At 62.2% G+C, this 21,333-nt stretch carries 1 protein-coding gene (only partly in view); it reads right to left on the bottom strand.

Features of this window, described 5'->3' with window-relative positions; translation table 11 throughout:
* Positions 1-63: 63 nt before the first annotated feature.
* Positions 64-21,333: the 3' portion of an Ig-like domain-containing protein gene (locus tag BLT40_RS05535; protein WP_090352066.1), read on the bottom strand. 15,003 nt of this gene lie beyond the right edge of the window; the window shows 21,270 of its 36,273 coding nt (coding positions 15,004-36,273); the start codon falls outside the window, past its right edge; it ends in the stop codon at positions 64-66.

The raw sequence follows: 21,333 nt of genomic DNA, 5'->3' as shown, positions 1-21,333 counted from the left end.
GAGCGCTTGACCAAGCCGGTATCCTAACAGCCGCAAGCCCATGGATTGGGGCTGCAGTCCACGTCAATCGCGTGGAATCGTGAGTCCTAGTCCTGTCTGCAGAGAGAGAAGGTTGAAGCTACCTAGCCTATTTCGCGGAATTACGTCGTTCATCGTGGCGGACGCGGGTAGAGACCAGTCAATGACGGGCGGGTTTAACGTGCCGAGATTGACGACGATATAGCCGGCCGCGTGTGCATTTCCTGCCGATGCGGATGCTCCGAACAGAATCGCCATAGCATTGCCGCACGGTGGGTTCTTCGACACGACCAACGTGATCGTCGCGCTGGCACTTAGCTTGCCATCGCTCACCGAGTAGCTGAAGGCGTCCGTCCCCGTAAAGCCCGACTTCGGCTTATAGGTGTAGCTGCCATCGCGATTGCGGGTCAGTGTGCCCTTGGACGGATTGGTCAGGCTGAGCGTCAGCGTGTCACCGTCCGGATCATCCACGAGGCAGTCGAAGTCGATTCGCACGCTACCGTCCTTCTGCACCTGGAACGATGCGTTCTGGGCGGTCGGGGCGCGATTCGCCCTCTGCACCGTGATGCTGACCATGGCTACGCCGGACTGGGCTTCGCCATCGGTTGCCCGGTAGCTGAAGCTGTCGGTCCCGTACCAGCCCTTGTCCGGCGTGTACGTGTAGCTGCCATCCGCGTTGATCGTCAGTTTGCCGTGGCTCGGGGCACAGACGAGCAGGGCAGCCAGGCGGTCGCCGTCACTGTCGGTGTCGTTCGCGAGCACGTCGATGCGAACCGGAGTATTTGAAGTGGTAGATGCCTTGTCGTCCTTTGCGACGGGCGCATGGTTCGGTGCGAGCACGGTGATGATCACCGTGACGGGCTTCGAATCCAGCGAGCCGTCGGTAGCGACGTAGGTGAAGCTATCCGTACCCACGAAACCGGATCTTGCCGTGTAGCTGAAGCTGCCGTCGCGGTTGCGGGTGATGCTGCCATTCTGGGGCGAGCTGGTCAGCTTCGAGGTGATGTCGTCGCCATCGGCATCCTTGTCGTTGGCGAGCACATCCAGGCGAGTGGCCTGACCGGCGCGGACCGTAAAGGCGTCCGCCGTGGCGACCGGTGCCTGATTCACCTTGGCAACGCGGATCCAGACCATGGCCGGATTGGAACGGAACTGACCGTCGTAGGCCTGATAGGTGAAGCCGTCCAGTCCGTACCAGTTGGCGTCTGGCGTGTAGTTATACGTTCCGTCGGTATTGAGCGACAGCGTGCCGTGGCTCGGGCCGCAGACCAGCAACGCCTTGAGGGCGTCGCCGTTGATGTCCCAGTCGTTAGCGGTCGGGTCGATACGGACGGAGCTGTTCTCCTTGATGTCGACGATGTCATCGAAAGCCAGCGGCGGCAGGTTGGGGCCTAGCACCGTGATGGTGACCGTCGCGGTGTTCGAGTTGACTTTGCCGTCGTTGGCGACGTACGTGAACGTGTCGGTGCCGGTGAAGAACAGGTCGGCGCAGTAGCTGAAGGTGCCGTCCGCGTTCGTCGTCAGCGTGCCGTGCTTCGGACTTTTGATAATGGCTGCCGTTAGGGCATCGCCGTCCGCATCGCGATCGTTGGCCAGGACGTCGATGGTTACCGTCTGGTTGTTGTGGGCACGTACGGCGTCGTTCAGCGCCACCGGGGCCTGGTTGGACGCCGAGACCGTCAGGCGCACTGTCGCTACGTCGGACAATGACTTCCCGTCGCTGGCCTGGTAGGTGAGGGTGTCCATGCCGGTGAAGCCAGCGTCCGCCACATAGGTCAGCGTGCCATCGGCGTTACGGGTCAATGTGCCGTGCTGCGGGCCTGCCACCAATACAGTTGTGAGGCTATCCCCGTCCGCGTCGTTGTCGTTGATCAGCGGGTTAAGGACAATAGTCTTGCCCTGAACCACGTCGTAGTTGTCGTCGACGGCCACCGGTAGGTGGTTGACCTGGCGAACCGTGACAGTCACCGAAGCCACGGCGGAGTCCAGCACGCCATCGTTGGCAATGTAGGTGAAGCTGTCTGTACCGTAGTAACCCGCCTTGGGCACGTACGTGATTGTGCCATCGTCATTGACGATCACCGAACCGTTCGCCGGTTGGCCGACGATGCGAACGATGAGGTCGGCATTGGCTGGCTTCGGTGCGCCTGCATTGGTTCCCGTCGTGTTGTCGATGTCGCTGTCGTTTGCGAGCACGGCGATTACGACGGCCTTACCCTCATCGGTAGCCGCCGTATCGTTGATGGCTACGGCGGCGTGGTTCACCGGCGTGACCGTCAATGTCACGGTGGCTATATTCGAACCGCCCTGGCCATCGCTTACGGCAAAAGTGAAGCTGTCGTTGCCGGCATAGTACGCATCCGGTCGATAGGTGTACTTGCCGTCCGCGCCCTCGATCAACGTGCCATGTTGCGGTCCATCGACGATGTCTGCCGCGAGAGCGTCGCCGTCCACGTCCGTCGCGTGATTGAGCGCATCGAAGATGATGATGCCATCTTCCGCAACCGTGGTAGTGAAGTCGGTCGCAGTCGGCAAGTGATTCACCGGAGCCATCACGATAGTAACCGTCCCCACGGCAGAGGTCGACGAGCCGTCGCTGACGCGATAGCTGAAGCTGTCTTCACCACGATACAGGTCGTCCGGACGGTAGCTGAAGCTGCCCTCGGGGTTGAGGGTCAGGGTCCCGTGGATCGGGCCACTCACTAGTTCGACGGAAAGATTGTCGCCGTCACTGTCGGATGCCCAGGCGAGTATGTTTCCGTTCGCAACGTGATCCTCTAGCGTCTCGACGATCGCATCATTTGCGACCGGCGCATGATTCACATGGGAAACATTCAATGTGACAGTAGCAGTGTTCGATTTTGCGGCACCGTTATCCAGGATATAGCTGAAGCTGTCGGAGCCAAACCAGAGCGCATCAGGCGTGTATTCAAAACTTCCATCAGGTAGTGCAGTCAGCGTACCGTGAGTCGGGGCGGAAACGATGACCGTCTTTGCGCCCGCGGTGTTTGCGTCATTGTCGAGGACGTTTGCGATCGCGTGGGTGTCCTGATTGGTCTGAACAAGATCGTCGACGGCCACCGGTGATGCCATGGTTGTCACGTCCCTGATCGTAACGTGACTACCCGCTTCGCCGAAGCCAAGCAGATCGAAGGTCAATATGGCCTCAGTACCGCCCTGTATGCCCCGCAGGTCGACTATGTACGTACGTGATCCGTCGGGATTGAGAGTCGACGTCACTCCGTTGGCTAAATAGGTCGATCCATCGCCCTGCAAGTTGAGGAACGCATCGGTATGGGAGAGGTTGGCCTGTCCGGCCAGTGATCCACCGGTTGAGGCGTTCAGAAGCGCCGCCTCGAACGCATCCTCGGGTAGGTCGCCCGGATTCTGCAGGACGATCCCACTCAGCGTGAAGCGGAGGTACTGATCTCCCTCATTGATCTTAAAGGCCTGGCTTATCTGTTGCTGAGAAGTAACGGACTCCGTAAGCGTCGTCACGAGTGAAGCAAGCGCCCGTGCCCCGGGAACGGTTTCAGCGTGGGTCGCAGAGTCGGATTGAATACCGGTCTCGGTCGTGGCCTGCATTGCCATGTCGCGCATCCGCGTGGTGACAGACGTGGCAGCAGCAGCCGCATCGGTACTATCGGAGCCCGCAGCGACGGAGGCATTCGTTGACGTGTTCTGATGCTGATTTGCGGCCGGTCCGGCGCCCCCGATGGAAACTGCCTCTCGTTTGTTCAATGTGATACCAAACATGGACTTATAGCCGGCGGCCTGCGTCGCAGTAATCCCCAAAGCCCCAAGGACGCTGGACATGTTTCCGTAACCGTTACCGTCGTAGAGCGAGGTCTTCAGGGCGGCCCAGGTGTCTACTCGGGATTGGTCGACGTGACCCTTGACTCCTGCGGCAGTGCGGCGGAAATTCTCCTCTTCGGTTTTGTTCGCCCGATCCACCACGGCGTTAAGGTCGCCATAGGCGGGTGCAGAGCCGTAGCGCCAGTACCATGCGCCGATGCGCGCAGCCAGTGTTTTGTCATTGATGATCGTGTCGGGGTTGTCGACGAAATTGTAGTGAGCGTCGGGGTAAAGATCGTTCAGCCCGGGAACCTGCACGCCGTGCGTATCGCTGGGATCTCCGCCACGCCGACCGCCGTCCTGGGCGCGCATGTAGCCCCAACGGTGAGTGATCTGAAGCAGTCCGCGGCCTCGGTATTTGTAACCGTCACCCGATGCTTCGTCTCCGTTGCCGTCAGCACCGGCATAGGCATAGTTGGCCTGGGCTTCTCCACCAAGACCCAGGTACCGAAGGTACGTCGGAGAGTTTGTCGCCAGCGCGCGGAAGTTGCCGACGGTATGGAGGTTGGGATCACGCCAGCCTGTTCCTTCGACGAGTTTGGTGAGGTTTCCCGTCTCGACTTGTACGTTCGCGAGAAATGCTGCCACGCGCGAAGGTGTATCGATGCCGAAGTCGCGCATGGCATCGTTGATCGGGCCGACCCAGTCGCGCACGGCATCCGGAGTCGTCTTCATGTAGACAGCAAGCGTCTCGGCAGTCAGCTTTGAGCCGATGGCTCCGCCGTTGGCGCCCGTTGCCCCCAGGAGCAGCCCTGCGGCGTTGATGATGCCATGGGCCTGGGTCCCGTCGCCGAAGAGAATTGACAGAATCGACGCTTGGGTTGCGGGGTTCGTGGATGACTTGATGATCCCGACATGGTCCGACAGACCGCCGTGCCCCGAGGTCCCGTCATTTTGCGTCGCGTTGAAGATCGCCAGGAAGTCCCCAAGCGCCAGGCTCTGATCGTTGATGCCCTGAGAATTCTTCAGTGGATCCGATGCGTTCGGTGCCACCGTAGGGTTCTTAAGAAGCGCGGCCAAGGTCTCTGCGTTAGCGTAGTTCCAGATCTTCTTGTTGAGTGCGTCCGTGATTCCACCGTTGTTTGTATCGAGCCCGAAGAGGAGTTCTCGAGTATCGACATGCTCCTGGTTCTTCTTGGACACGTACTTGGTGTTGATACCAAGGTTGAGAATGGAACCCAGGGTCCCGGTACCAGCGAACAGCAGCTTGTTGTTCTGCGTAGGGGCCAGTTGCATGAGGTCGAAAACCCAGCTCGTGCCGAACAGGCTCGTATTTCCCGCCACGTTCTCCCAGCGATCGCTGAGCGAACCCCGTCCTGAGACGAGCGCATCACCAATCTTGACCCAATGAGGTGCGTTGTAGGCATTCAGCCACGTAAGCTCATTCGATGTCACCGAATATGCCGGAGCTGCGTGGGCCACCTTCTTCAAGTTGTGGCTGTGGGGTATCGGCTCATAGGTGTAAGTCGTTCCATCGTCCCATTCGGTCTTGCCATCGACGATCTCGTCGAACTGACGCAGGACCACTCCTTCAGCCTTACTCAACGTGCCGTCGACCGAGATTTCACCGCTTCCTGCAATGGACGATTCGCCGAAGCCAAGATACCGAAGCCGCTGTTCGACGCGCCAGACGTCCAGGGCCTGTGCGGACGTTTTCACTTCACCGCCCACCGTGACAGCGCCGCTCAGCGTGAACGCGGTATATCCTGGGTTATTGATGTCTCTGTCGCCAACGAGCGTCTTCCCGTTGACAGCGGGAATGTCATTGGCCCTGAGGTTGACCTTGATACTGCCGTTCCCCAACTCAAGGCCTTCCACATTGGCCTTTAGACGATAGGTGATGTTTAGAGCCATCATCTTTGCGGCGATGGACACGTTATTACGAAGCGTGGCTTCGTCCGCGGCGGTCAGGTTCGCAACGACGAAGAAGATACCCGACTGTGCAAAATCAGTTGCGCCCTCCGTGACAACCGTATGGTCGGTGCCCATCGTTACCAGCGTGAACGGGCGTGTCGACGCGGACTGCGTGCCTGTCAACGTGTGGAAGTCGTCGACGGATATCACGAAATCGGTCATCTGGCCGATCACGGCAGCTACGCGAGCCTTGTTCGCATCACTAAGCACTCCCGGCATGTCCGGCAACCCAAGCAGCTTGCGGGCAGCCATCTCCTTGACGTCGATCCGGATGACATCGCCCATGTTTCCGGCAGCCGGGTCGATAACGACCGGCGTCGGATCGAACGCGGTGCCAATAGGTGCGCCGACTGTGGTGCCGCCCGGTGGCGGAATCACCTGCTGGGCGTCAGATGGCAGGGCAAGGTGCACGCTCGTCCGTTGGTCATCGGCCATGGCAATCGCCGCGGCGATAAGTGCATTAACGCTCCACGTCACGTTCTGATTGGGGTTCTGGGTGTTCTTGTCGATCGTGCCGAAGCCGCCCTTAAGCTGGCCAAGCAAGACCTTTCCATCCTCCGAAACGCTCAGATTGACGATACCGTATCCGTCCAAGGGTAGTGTCGCGCCGAGATAGGACGGTGTACCGAGCTTGCCGAACGGGTCCTTCACGATGCCGAGCTTGCCGCCCACCGCGACCTTCTTGGCACTTGCGCTTCCACCCACGGGAATTGGCGGTCCGAACGGCGAATAGACAAAGTCCGGCGCCTCGAACATGGCCTTCCAATACGGATCGTTGAAGTTGTAGTTGTCGTCCCCGACGATGGCGTAGTCGACCCCGTCGATTGTTACCAGGACGGCACTCTGTACGCGCTGAATGTCGAGGCGATCCCTGACGATGTCATCGGCTGGCTGGGACAAGTCGATGCTGGCCATGGTCGCGGAGATGACTTTGCCATGGGTGTCTCGCGTGATGACAAGAGTCGACAGGCCGCGGTTGTAGTCTGCAACGTCACTCACGAGGTACCGATCGGGATCCTTTGTCGCGGTAATGATCTGCGGTGCCTTGCCGCTGATTCCGTCGCCGGGGAGGGAGGCGATGACTGGGGGCGCGATCGTGCCGGTTGTGAAGTCCAGGGTCGAAAGATCGAAGATGAGGACATCGCCGCGTTTGCTTGTGTCGCCCAGCATGACGCTGTTCGGATTGTGCGGAACACCGACGACCATCGTCTTGCCGTCCGGACCGATGGTTATACCCGTGACACCGAACGTGGAGCTTTCGATACCTGTGCCCTGGAGTGCAACGGGTAGGTTGTACGCAGGGTCGGTCGGATTGATGTTGATGATGTAGAGCTCGTTACCCGATGCGCCGGAACCATAGCTCTGTCCTTCGCCAACGATGAGCATGTTGCCGAAGCTGGTAATGCTTGCGATATTCCTTCCAGGATGTACCGAGATCGTACTTATCAGCTTGAACGTAATCGTATCGATAACATAAATGACGCCATTTCCTGCTACGTAGCAGCGCGTCACGTCGCCCGAGAATGCAACCGCCTGCACCTTGTTCCCGGTGAGGTAAGTGCCGTCGAAGTCATTCGGGGCCCCGTAAAGATCCACGAGCGCCGTTTCACCTTCGACTTTGTCCTGGCGGACGAACTGAACGCCGGTACGTGTGAGGACGGCCGCCATATCGTACTTCGGCGAGATGGTCACGACGCTTCCGGCAAACTCGATGTAATCGCCGCGCGATAGCTCGCCAGAGGCGGCGACCAGGCTTGTCGAGATGCGCCTGACGAGCTGCCAGCTGACGTTGCCCACGGCGACACCGGGCAGCGGCTCGATGGTGATGTCACCTTGAGTGTCGCCAGGATATGTCTTGACGTCGCGATGAGAGCCATCGGCAAAGATGGCGCGAAGGACGAGTTCGCCAGCGAATTCACCCGGCGATGCGTTGTTGACGGTGAACTTCAGTGTGCCTGCCTCAACGGAGGCAGCCGCGATCTGCGGGTACACAGCACTAGCGTAAGGCAGCGAGAAGTTGGGGAGTGCCGTCGATATGTTGATCTGATATGTGTCATTGGGGCCGATCTGGGGCAGCGTGACATCCGCAAACTTCGGCACACCAAAGTGGTATCCGCCCACGCTGAGCCCTGTGGCGGACGTGGCAAGGATTCCGATGATGTCCGATGTAATGCCCATACCCGTAAGGCCGCCTGACAAGCTGACGCCCATGCCGGAGAACGTGACCCAATCCCCTGCATTCAGGGTCAGGCTGAAGTTCCCGGACAACGTGCCGGGCACTACCCGGGCGACCATGTATTCCCCCGAGCTGTTCAGACCGCTATAAGGCGGGCTGGCAGTGCGAGCAATCCCGTCCGCGCCGACAAAACCGTTGTCTACCAACCACCAGGTGTCGTGGAGCGTTCCGTCTGCCGCCATGACGGTTCCCTTCCTCAGGAAGAGCACCTGATCGCCGGGCGATGCCGTTATTCCACCCTGGACCGGAATGGCCAGCTGGAGCGGATACTGGGATATGGCCGCGCCAAGATCGAGAGTGAAGCGCCCGACGGGAACGAGAACACCGGTCCCCGGCGGATTGGCCAGTTCGTCGACAGGCAGGCGTCGGATTGAGACCCCGGTGTCCGCGACCAGGGCACCTGCGCCAACGAGTACCGTTTCCCCACTGGTCGAGGAGACAATGCCTCCATCGGTCGCGGACACGACGATCTGGCGGGGGACACTGGTTGTATCGTCATCGTCGGTGATCTGCGCCGCTTCTACATGTAGCGTGACATTGGCCAGGCCAACGCGTTGCACGATGATCGAACCGTCGTTGTCGAGATAACTGCCGAGGTACACGACGGATATCACCACCGTACCCGAGCGGTGCGCCGTGATCATGCCATTAGCATCCACGGTTGCAACGGATTCGTCGCTCGAGAAGTAGCGTGTGCCGCTGCTCGAGCTTGGGTGTGCCGCAGCGATATCCGTGGCTTCTCCTGTGTTGGGATCGACCAACTTGACCTTCAGTTGCCTGGTGCCGTCCGGCAGGAGCGAAAGGGTATTCGGATAGACATCAGGAACGACGAGGAGGTCGGCCGCCGCTTCGTCGGTCGCCGCATCGTTCAGGGCGATGACCACGCGTACGACATTACCGTCGGGCGCTGTTCTCGATCCGGTCAGTACAGCCGGGCCGCCGCCATTTCGAATGATGGTCCGGCCGTCGCTGCCAACCATCACATGCGTATCGTCGACGCCACCCATGGGGTGAAGGTCGAAGAGCGACCATGTGAGGTAACCCGCAGCATCGCTGATATCGACGCCAAGCTGGTCCTCGAAGTCGGCGGTCACATGGAGCGTGCTCGTGCCACCCGTCGTGATGTGCGGTACGGAATCGACATGGATCCCCGTGAGACGCGCGCTGCTGACAGCTACCTGAAGCTGTATCGGTGCACTGCGAGCGAAACCATCGTCGGCCACCACCGTGACCGTTGCCGGTCCGGTGTACCCCGCATCCGGCACGAACTCGATCGATCTGCCATCGGCGGAGAGTTTTGCCGTGCCATGGGTGGCACTCGTGATCTGCCAGAATATCCGGTCTCCCTCGGAATCGGTGGCCACCTGATCCAGGGGGATGGCCACCGGCAGGTCGGCATGTGTAAGGGTGGTCGCCTGGGAGGTTTGCGACGGCGGCAGGTTGGCGCGCCATCCGTAGTTGGCATACAGGATCTGCCGATCCGCCGAGTTCACCAGGCCGTCGCCGTTCAGATCGCCGCGGCCGTCAGCCGCGACCGCGGCATCTTCCCACGCCTGGCTATCGAGGCCGTCGACACGGCCGTCGGCGTTCAGATCGCCAAGTACGGCAACACGCAGGTTGACTGATCCCGCTCCTGTAAGCCGAATGAGTTTCAAGCCAGCCGAATCAATGCGGAGAATGTACGTATGGATGCCTCCGACCATCGACTCGCCGACCACCTGGCAGCCCTGCCAGGAGATGGTTGACGAGGCATCCGAGAAGGCGACACTGACGGCAAGCAAAAGCGTCCCGCCGACACCGGGGATCTTGACCGTCGATGCGAGTTCACTGTCGCGAACGGTGAATGCGACCACCGAGCCTTCGGGCGCGATGTTGCCGGACCAGCTATTTGCCTTGGGATTTCCCAGCCAATTGGCTGCTGTGCCCAGATTCGCCGTGATGTGGTCGCTCCAGGGGCCATTGCCGTCGTAGCCATAGGATGTACCCGGACCATCCGCCTCCAGCACACGAACGGCGTCGAGCGTGCCAGTCGTGCCGTAACGGTAGACGATCGTCTTCGACGTGCCGCCTCGATTTCCGGCGATCTGTACGATGCGCCCTTGCGTATCGCGCAGGAAGTCCACGCGGTCGGACAACGTTCCGCCCACGAGAACGACACCGGCATCGGACACCATCCACTCCGTGCCATCCATGAAGGCGACGCCGGTGATCTTGCCCGTCGCGTCGAGCGTATAACGAGTGCCGTCGGGGGCTGTCGCGATAAACCCGTCGGGAGACCAAGACAGCCCGGTCAGCTGGCTATACAGATGTCCGCCCTGGCGAATGAGTGCCGCTTCGCCCAGTGCCTCGAGCTTCCAACCGGCGTCGTTGCCGAACGTCGGTCGATAGATCACGGGTGCCGCGGGACCACCCGGCAGTTTATCGCCGGCTACCGAGAGGGTGAATTGCAGCGAAAGTGGTGCGGATGTGGCCGAGCCCAGATCGGATGGGAGCGTAAGCCATACGCGCGCGCCGTTGCTCCAGCCTTGAGGTGCGCCAGTGGCATCCTGGCCGATCTGATCCGTCGCAAGGTGGCTGTCGATTCCGTTGAGGCGCCAGTTGCCGAAGTCGGTGCCATTCGTCGCGTCGTAGGTTCGCACCACCGTCAATGAATGACCGCCGAGATCGAACGACCCGTCGCTTGCGGCGATCGGCTGGTTCTTGACGGGACTGTTGACGGTGACCATGGCGTTGATTTCGCTGGTACGACCAGCAAGATCCCAAGCCGTCAGGCGCAACTGATAGACACCGTTATCGAAAAGCGCCGGATCGAGTTGGATCAGGGAGAAGTCCTGATTCACCGCATTGGCGTCCAGGCCGACGTTGACCAGCGTGCGCCATGCGCCGGAGCCTGCAGAGGAGATTTGGAGGCGGAAGCCCATCGCCTGGGCCTCGACGACGGTTGCCGTAAGCATCGTTGCGAGCGCGATGTCGACGGGACGAGTGGTCGTTGTCGCACCGGTGAGCGGGCCAGTCCAGGAAAGTACAGGGGCCGCTGTATCCGTTGGGTCGCGTACGAGAATCGTGGCAGTCTTCGTCGCGGAGAAGCCGTCGATATCCGTCGCCTGGACCCGGACCTCGAACGAACCCGGCGCTACTGAGGTAACGCGGAAGCGGCCTGATGAATCCAGCGAGACCGTCTGCCAGTCCGAATTGCCCAGCGCCGCACCGCGCACCTGCACCGTGGCATTGTTCATCGTGGAGAAGCTACTGGTTCTTACGGTGACGAGCACGGTCTGACCGGGCACCGTCGGCGTGGAAGGCACGCTGTCGATGAGAATGGCAGGAGCATTTGCGGCCGGATCGGCGACGACCCTTATCGTAAACGTGCGTGAAACGCTCGCTATGCCATCACTTACGAGCGCCGTCACGACGAAATCACCGACCTGGGCGGGGCCGGGCGTCCAGTGTAGAGCAGCCGATACGGCGTCGTAGGTAGCGCCTTCCGGAAGTCCGCTGAACGATACGGTCAGGCCAGCGGTCTGGGTTGCGCCATCGGGATCGAGGACGACAAGACCATTTCCCAGGCCGAATGTCACCGGTAGCGAAATCGACTGCCCGATCGTGATCGCGTGATTGCTCACCGCGAGCGTCGGGGGCCGGTTGGTATCGAACACCCTCACATGGACAACCTGGGTGCTGCTCAGGACGCCATCGGTCGCAAGGAAGGTGAACGCGAAGTCCTTGCTCGATTCCTGTGCGTTGTCGACGGTTCCGTAGGCCGGGGTCCACTCGAAATTGCCGGTAGCGGCGTTATATAGGACACCCGCCGGCAGGTCGTCGTAAACGAGCGAGGTGCGTACGGAGTCGTTATCGGCATCCGCCGTGCGCAGCGTGAACGTTAGTGTGCTTCCTTCATTTACGAGCTGCAGCGGCATCGGCAGGACCAATGGAGCCTGGTCAACATTTCCGACGTGGAGTTCGAAGCGGCGCACGAAGTTGGCCGTGCCATCCGACGCCGTTACGCTGAAGCGGTAGGTCCCAGGGAGGGTACCGCCGACATTGTCACTCTGCGCTGCGAAGAAACCGGGTGTCCAGCTTAGTGTCGCCCTTCCGGATTGCACATTGAACAGCATGCCGGTCGGCAGGCCCTGTACGGTCCAGTTGATCGCGTCGTCGTCTGCGTCGCGGGCGAAAATATCGATCGTGGTCGGTACGCCCTCCATCGTTCCGATGGTGACCGGGGACGCTTCATCGCCCGTGCTCGCGACAGGGGTCCCGTTGACCGAGATCCCCAAAGCCTGAGGCGCGGCATTGGATGCGCGAACGACGAGGTGAAGATTTCGGGTAACGACGTTAGGGACGGGTGTCGCGGGGTCAACGTATCCTGCATCCCTGGGAGGGAGGCCACTATCCGTCGCCGTGATGGCGAAATCGTATGAGCCAATATCGCTATCGCGAGGGGTCCAGGTGAGTATGGCCTGCCCGTACTGCGGCAACATGGTCAACGTTGCTCCGGGTGGCAGGCCAGCGGCTTCGATCGTCAGGCCGTCCTGGTCAAGATCGGATACAGAAATGGGGATCGAGATAAGCTGGCCTGCGACGGCCACGACCTGGGCAGGGAGATTGATCTTCGGCGGCTCGGTCAGGCTTCGCACCGTTACGACGAAGCTTATGGATTGCGCGAGAATCCGCCCCGGATCTCCATTTCCGTTGTCGTGGGCAACGATGTTGACCGTGTAGTCACCCCGGTCGTTGTCGCCCGGAGCAAGATGGATATAGCCAGTGATGTGGCCGGGATGACTGGTATCGCTACGCGTGAAGGAAGCGAAGGTCGGCAGGCCATTGATTAACAGGTCGACGGCGTCACCATCGACATCCAGGACGTCAATCGGAATGTCCAGCGTGGCACCCTTGTCCAGGATGACGTTCTGGACAGGCTGAATCACGGGTGGCCGGTTGGTGTCCGCCACGACGATCGGAATGACTACCACGCTACGCGCAACCGTCCCCGTGCCGTCGCCGTTGTCGGTTGCAGTGACGGTCACGTGATAAGTGCCCGCTTGCGCGTATCCAGGAATCCAATCGATTTCGAGCGTGTCCGGATCGAATGTCGCGCCGGCTGGCAAGCCGACTATCTCATAGGTGACCGAAGCCGATACTGCACTACCTGACGGGTCCTGCGTGACGGAGCCCAGACGGATCTTGGGTGCGAAGTTCGGGTTATCCGGATCGAAGGCGAACACGCTGATGCGAAGTTGCTGGCCCTCCAACACATTCCACGGCGAAGCGAGGTTGCTGTCGAATGCCGGAGCGCCATTCGCATTGAGGACAGTCAGATCTACAACTTGGCTGACCGTGCGCGTGTCGATAGTGCCGTCCGGGGCTGTATAGGTGGCGGTGAGACGAACCGTGACGACATAGTCGCCGTGATCATCGAACCCGGGTTTCCAGGTCAGCCATCCGGTATCCCGGTTGATCGTCATGCCAGCGGGTGGCGAGATCAGGTCGTAGCTGAGGATGGTCTTCGTCCCGTCGGCACGCAGCAGCCCTCCCGGAACGCTCCCGCTCAGTTGCAGGCCCAGGGCGTCTCCCTCACGTACCGTTTGCTGGGCTACCGCGGGCAACACGGGCATGGCGTATGCCTGGTTGACCAGAATGTCGAAGAGGGTCTCGGTACTCACCTTGCCATCGGAGACCGTAACGCGGACATTCTGATACCGGCCAGCCTGGTCGTATCCAGGTGTCCAGACGATCGTGTGGGTACGAGCGTCGAAGCTCGCACCTGGCGGAAGGTTCGAGACGCTGATGGTCAGGGTGTCGCCGTCCGCATCCGACAGTGCAATGGGCACGTGAAGTACCTCACCCTCGTTCACCGCGACGCTTTCAGGCAGCGTCACGGTAGGCGCGGTGTTGCCCCCGACTACCGGCAGATGGAGCGTACGTAGCGCGAATCCACCACGACTATCCTGGACCCTCACAACGACTACCGTGTCAGCTGACGCGTAGACCGCCGGTGTCCACGACAGGGTGGCGCGTGAATGATAAAAGCCGTCTTGGTCGACGGTGGCGCCACCGGACGTCGTGAGGGTGAGACCGTTCGGTGCTGTGACCAATTGCCAGTAGAACGATGTTCCATCGACATCGATCGCATCCAGCTCCGTGGTCCAGGCGCTACCGATCGTCGCTGGCACGGCGAAGGTGTCGGTATCGTAGTCGACGGTGGGCACGTCGCTGGGAACGGAGACATCGTCGCCGGCATCGGGATCGACGCTACCTGGGTCGAGCGGCGCCGGAACGACGACAACCCCGATTTCCGGCGCTATGTTCTCCTGCGGCACAGCATAGACGCCATGGCCGATATCGAATCGCGCAAGGTCGGCAAGCTGCCAGTTGCCAATGGGGTGTCCGGCTGGAATCACGGTCACCGTAACGACGCCTGTCGTTGCGCCCGGTGTCAGGACGGATCCGGTGCCGCTCAGGACCGCGGACAAGTCGATCAGCCATAGACCATTGGGGCCGGCGACGGAGCCTTCAAAGGAACCGGAAAAATAAGCACCGGGATCAAGCAGAAGCGTGAGAGGGGCATACATCTTGTCCGTGCCGACGTTCGTCACGGTGATGTCATAGCTGATGGCGCCCGTGGTGTGGTCTGAGCGTGTACCGGAGAAGGTCAGCTTTACCTGGGCAGACATGTCAAGCAGGGCGGTGAAGCTGGTGACCTTCGGGGTCCCCATCGTCTGACCGCTTATGTTGCTTACGTCGCTCGAGATGCTGAGGCGGTAAGCGCCACTCGTGAGACCGGGGACGCTCAGGTAAGCCGTGTGCTTTTGTGCGTCCCATCGAACGCTCGATACGGTGAATGGGACGCTTCCGTCTGTATCGTCCAACAGAACGTAGTTGTCGGTGTTCAGGATACTAGCGGGATCTGAAGGCGATCCTGTCAACATATCCTGATCGAAGACGACGGCGATCTCGCCCAGCGGCAACGGCACCAACGCCCCATCCGGCACGCTCGTCGCAACCACCTTCGGCGCGTGCGCCGGCGCAATCTCATCCACATGATTGGTCTGCGCCACAAGAATCCGACCATCGCTCGTCGCGACGATCGCCTCCGCCTGCGTACCGCCGCCGGCAAGCTGCAACACCCGGCGCGACTCCAGCTCGATCATCCACGTGGTCGAGCCATGCGTGGTATCGGTCACACCTGCAACGGTGATGTGCTGCGCCAGCGAACCGGACGCGAACAACAGCCCTCCCAGCGGCGTACCCGCCTGGCCGAACGCGATGGAACTGACCACCCCGGTGAGACGGTACTCGAGCTCCGCGCGACCGACGGTCTTCCCGCTCATCGGGAAGCTGACGATCTCCGTGCTGCCGTTCGGATCGGCGGACGTGATGGAGCTACCGCTCCAGCGCACACCCCACAGACGGCCGTCCGGGCCGAACGCCAGGTCGCCAACGCGCGTATTGCTGAAGTGCTGCCAGACCGCGGCGGCATTCGTCTCATTCGGGTGGAACACCTCGATGCCACCGCCCGACGACACGTAGATGTCGCCGTTGGATGCAATGGCGAGCGCATGCGTCAGCGGCTGGCCACTCGGGCCCTGCATGCGACGCAGGATCGCGCCGCTGCCGGCATCGACCTGGATCAGCTCGTTGCCCGTCATCACCCATAGCTGCCCGTACGCATCGACGGCCATGTCGAGGACCGGGCTGTCGAGGACGAACAACGGCGTGACCGAGTGACCGCCGTCCTTGCCGACCTTGAACACTTCGTTGCGCTGCGCACCGGCGCTGAACAACACGCTGTGGTCCGCGAGTTCGACCATCGCCATGGCGCCGATATCCGCGGAACCGGCGGCGAAGCCGTCCGCGAAACCGCGTGCCGTAAACGGCGAGAGCACGTTGCTGTAGTCACCCGCGTTCGACGTCGCGACAACACCCGGCAGAAGCTGCGAAGCCTGCTGGAAGAGGGTGTTTTCGGGATAGTCGCGATCGGGGGCCGCCGCCGGGGTACTGGGTGTCTGTTCCAGTCCGGGTGTGACGCCCAGACCATCCAGCACGCTCTGTCTGCCGCCGTCGTCCGGCAGCACGGCGTTGGTCACGCTCGCCGCTTCGCGGTTGCCGGCGTTGTCGGTCGCCACGGCGAGGAACTCGTACGTGTGGCTCTGTTCACCGGTGAACACGGCCTCGGTGCGATCCGGTCCGACCTGACGCTGCCAGATGCGGAAGTCACCGCCGTCGGTGGCGACATAGACGGTGACGAAGCGGATGCCACTGGCATCGTCCTGTGCCGTCCACTTGACGTTGTACTGCGGTGCGCCGGCGCCGTTGGCGCCGAGGCTGGTGACGGTGACCGTGGTTTTCGGTACGCCGGCGTCGAGGGTGACGTTGAGCGTGCCGCTGTCGACCGGCGGCGTATCGTCGAAGAAGATCCGCGCCGCGGCACCGACCTTCGCTCCCGTCACTGCGGTGGCCGATGCGGCCACGGTGTAGCTGACGAAGCCGTTGAGCAGGGCACCTGCCGTCGGAACGAGCAGGGCACGCGTGAGGTCCTTCATGACCTCGCCGGTGGACGGATCGATCGCCTGGATCAGCCAGGTGGCGATACGCGATTCGATATCGATGCCCGCGCTCACGCGCAGCACATATCCCTTCGTCGCCGTGAAGTCGAAATCGGCCTGGAAGTTGGCACGATCGGTCGGCACATGGATGTTGATGTCGCCCAGTTTGAGATCGCCCAGACGCAGCGACCGCGCGTCCAGGTTCGGATCGAGCTGCGAGACGATGCGGATCTGGCCGACGCCCTGACTCGTCGTGTTGCTGAAGTTGAAGGCGTAGGGCAGCGCCGTGGACGCAGGCACGTACGCGCTGCCGTCCGCCGCCGTGGAGACACCTTGCGGCCCCTGCACGGTGATGGCGCTGTCGTCCGCACCGCTGCGCGCCGCCATCAGCGTGAGGTACTGGGCGAGGTTGAGCGGCTTGCCCGGCAGCGGATTGAACTTCTCGTCCAGGTAGCCCTGTGCGCGCAGGTACTCGAGTTCGGACTGGCCGCCGACGAACACGGTGAAGTTCTCGAACTGCAGCGTACGGCCGGTATGCAGGTCGTAGTCGGCGGCGTTCGCCAGCGATGGCACCGGGATGTCGACTTCGTTGCCTTCGTCGTCTTCGCGATGCTCGAAGTGGTCGATCGGGCCCGTGGTGGCCTTGGGATCGCCGGCGTAAGCGGCCGTATCGCCATACCACTGCTGCACCTTGGCAAAGAAGCCAAGCAGGTCGGCCTGGGTGCGATAGCTGTCACCGGCCTTCGACAGCAGGATGCCGGCCGCTAGCGTGGCGTTGAGGCTGACGACCTGCGGATTGTTGGTGATCGGTGCGGCCTGGTCGGCCGGGCGCAGCATGCCGCCGGTTTCCAGAGCGGCGAGCCAGCCGTTGACCCATGTCGACGGATCGGCGGCCAGCACGGCGAGGTTCGTCGGTGCGCTGGCATCGGCGAGGATCGCCGTACGCAGCTTGAGCGCATAGGTGGTCTGTTCGGCGACGAACTCGGCACGGGTCAACGCCGTGGCCGAAGCCACGATGTTGAACTCGAACGATTCCGACATCAGCTCGAGCTTGGTCAGGATGTCTTCCGGCTCCGTGGAGCGGAAGCGTGCCGCGAGTCCTTCGCCGCCCGGGATCTTGTCGAGGCCGTTGATGCCCTCGTCGAGCAGGCCGGCGGCCTTCCAGTCCGGATGCAACGCATAGAGCGCGTCGCGCAGGCCGGAGAAGTCACGGTTGATCCACGCGGTAAGGCCCGGATAGGTCTGCAGGCGGAAAGTCATGCCGACGAAACCGCCAGCGGTCACATCGAACGCATAGCCCGGCGCCAGGTTGTAGCCCGCGGTGTTCAGCGTGCCGTCGAGCGACACCCACGGAATATCCGTGCGCGACGAGGACGACGGTGTCTGGCCATAGGCCTGTGTGTTGGCGGCCGAGTTGGCGACGCTGCCGTATGGCGACCCCGCCACGTTGGAACCAAACACCAGGAAGGGCAGGTTGAGCCCATCGATCAGGTACTTGTTGTAGCCCATTTCCACGGCGCCCACGTCGAAGCGCACGTACGGCGTGTCGACGTTGGTCAGGCTCTGCAGCGAGACGGTGTAGGTCGCACTGTCACCCGGCTCGAGATTGCGCGGGCCACCGACGCCGATGGTCACGTCGTCTTCGATGCCGCGCTCGACGAGGTAGCGATCGGCCTCGGTCACGCTCTGGCCGTTAGGGTTGATCACCGTGACGTCGTACAGACCGTATGGGAAGGCACGCGTATCGAAGATGGCGCGGATATGCGTGGCGTCCAGCACCTGCCAGCGATCCGGCTCGGCTTCGTAAACGCCAGGGCGGGTGAGCTTGACGATGGCGCCGGCTTGGAAGCTGGAGCCGTAGATGTCCAGCGTGACCCAGCGATGGTCGTCGTCGCTGACACCGCCATGGTCGGGCGTTACCGCCGTGATCGACAGCGGCAGCAGGTCGGCGCGCAGCGTGGCCGCCACGGCGTGGCCGCCGCGGCTGCGCACGAGGATGTAATAGTCGCCGGCCAGCGTGCTGGCGATCACCGCCTGCTGATCGGCTGCCGAGGCGTTGGAGTACGATGCGTCGTACGCATAGGTCGTCGGTATATCGCCGTAGCGGATGTACAGCTCGTTGTCGCCCATGGCGGCCAGCGAATCGAGCAGCACGCGCAGCGTCTGCCCCGATGCCACGCTGACCTTGAACAGCTGGGACACGCCGTCGTCGAGCGTGATCGCCTTCGGGCTGGCGACCTGGAGGGAGGGCACGGCCGTCTGAATGGTGGCGGCCGAGGCGGTGAGGTTGTTCGCCTCGCCGGGAGCCATCACCAGTCCATTCACGCCATAGCTGATCGCGCCTTCGTACACCTCGTTGTACAGGTCCGGCCGGACGATGATCCGCCAGCTGCCGTCCTTCAGCGGCGGCAGGTTCGCGGTGAGGGTAGCGGTGTAGCTGGCGTGCCCGGCGAGGTCGCCGCTGTGCACGACCTTGCCCAGCAGAATGTCGGTCAGGCCCCAGGTGTTGTCGATCGACAGGTAGACCGCGTCGGTCCACGTGCCGTGCGCCGCGTTATCGGAGTCGTTGGTGATCGTGTACGTCACGGTCACCGGTTGGCCGACCTGAGCCGTCGCCGGCACGGTCACGCTGTCGACCTTGAGGTCGGCCGGGGGCGGGATCTCGATGAGGACCGGCTGGACCGCGGCGGTGGCGTTGTTCTGGTCCTTGCCGAACTCGAGCACCGCGCCGCTGGGGCCAGAGCCGAACGCACGGGCGGGATCGGTGACGACGAAGACGTACCACGGGCCGTCCAGATCGGACGGTGCCGTGATCGTGAAACGACCGTCGTAGCTGCCACCGGCGGCGAGACCGCCGCTGTGCCCGAGGTAGCCGAGGTAGCGATCCTGACTGACGTCGAGGAAGCGGTCGCGCGACAGATAAACCAGATCGTTCCAGTTGCCCTGATCGCTCGGCGTGGCGCCACCGGCATTCAGCACGGTGTAATCGACGACGAACGGTTGTCCCGCCACCACGTGCTCGGGCGCCCTGACCACCGAGACGGTGAGGTCGGGCGGCGTCGCCAGGGTGATCGGCAGGGCGAGCGAGGCGACGTTGTTGCCTTCGTCCCGGAACTCGAGAACGCTGCCCGGGCCGCTGCCACGGAGGACGTCGAGGCCATCGCGGATGGTGCTGGGGCTGGAGTAATCCCAGTCCTTCGTGGTCGACGTATCGGCCTTGACGATGACGTGGAAGTTGCCGCTGATGGACTGCGGCAGGTGGAACGTGACGCTGGCCGTGTAGGACTCGCCGGGCTTCAGATAGCGCGGCTGGCCATTGGCGTCGACCAGGGAAATACCCGCCACACGCGCCGGGTTGGTGTAACGGTCGCCTTCGGGCAGCGGCGTATCGCTGGCGTCCAGCGTGTCGTCGACGGAGAGGTAGACACCGTCGGACCACGACGAAACGCGCGTGTCGCGGTCGCCCCGGTTGGTCACGGTCCAGGTCACGGTGACCAGGTCGCCCGATTGCGGTGTCGGGTTCGAGATCGAGATGGTGTCGATCTGCAGGTCGGCTTCACGGTAAGTGATGTCGATGCCGGCGTTGCCGATGTTGTTCTGGCCGTTGGCGCCCTCGTATACCGAGCGCGCATAGACATCGAGCGCGTACTGGTTCGTACCGCCGTTGGTGACTTCGTCGAGGGCCTTGCTGACCGGCGTCGGCGTGGCCAGTCGGTCGGCGGACGTGCCCGTGTCGGTGATGACGTAGATGTAGTAACGCCCGTCCGTACCCGCCGGCAGCGTGATGTTCGCCGTGACGGTGTAGCTCGCGCCCGCCGCCAGTCCCGCCGTGTTGTAGTGCGTAAATGCCCCCAGCGCGGTGGCACGCGACGGAATGAACGTGGGATCGGTGCTGATGTACACCGAGTCCACCCACGCCGTGGTGCCGGGCCAGACGGCCTCACCCTTGTTGGTCACCGTCCAGGTGATCGGCGTCGGCTCGCCGGAGTAGTTCTGCGTGGGGATGACCACCGAGGTCACCTGCAGGTCGGCTGGATGCGCCACGACGTTGCTGGCGACGGCCTTGAGGTTATTCGTCTCATTGGTCTCGCGTACGCCATTGAGCGCATCGGTCTGGACGATGACGTACAGACCGGTGATCGACGGCGCCAGCTGCACGGTCTGGTTGATCGTGTACTTCTCTCCGTTGTTGAGCGTGCGGCTCTGCGTGTACGTGCCGATCTGCCAGATCTTCGTGGCCTTGGACAGGTCCGCGTTGTCGGCTACGTACACGTAGTCGGTCCATCCACCAGTGAAGACGTCGCCCGTGTTCTGCACCGTGTAGCTGAAGCTCAGGTTGCCGCCCGCATCCACGTTCGCGGGTGTGGTGACCTGGGTGACCGTGAGGTCGGGCGGCGTGATGCCGAGCACGGAGATCGCGCGCGCCTTGTAGTTGTTGTTATCGAGCTGGGTCGGGTCATCGAGGTTGATGTTCGACGCCAGCGTGTCCTCGAGGATGCTGTCGTACGCGTCGCTCCACACGGTGATGTAGTACTGGCCGCTGAGCGTGCTGTCCGGGATGGTGACGCGCAGGCTGCCGAGGTAGTCCGCACCGACGGCGAGGTTGCCGGTGTGGGTGACCTGGCCGAGAAGAATGTCGCCGCGGTTGGCGCCCGGTCGGCGCGGGTCCTTGGCCAGCCAGACGGTGTCGGTCCAGCTGTTGGTCGCCGCATCCACGCCACGCGTGGTCGCGCTGCCGCTGTTGGTCACCTTGTAGTCGACCTG

It is taken from the genome of Dyella sp. 333MFSha (assembly GCF_900102405.1).
In the GTDB taxonomy this organism is placed as follows: domain Bacteria; phylum Pseudomonadota; class Gammaproteobacteria; order Xanthomonadales; family Rhodanobacteraceae; genus Luteibacter; species Luteibacter mycovicinus.
Note: the sequence above shows the minus strand (reverse complement) of the source record. Positions and strands in the feature narration are given on the sequence as shown.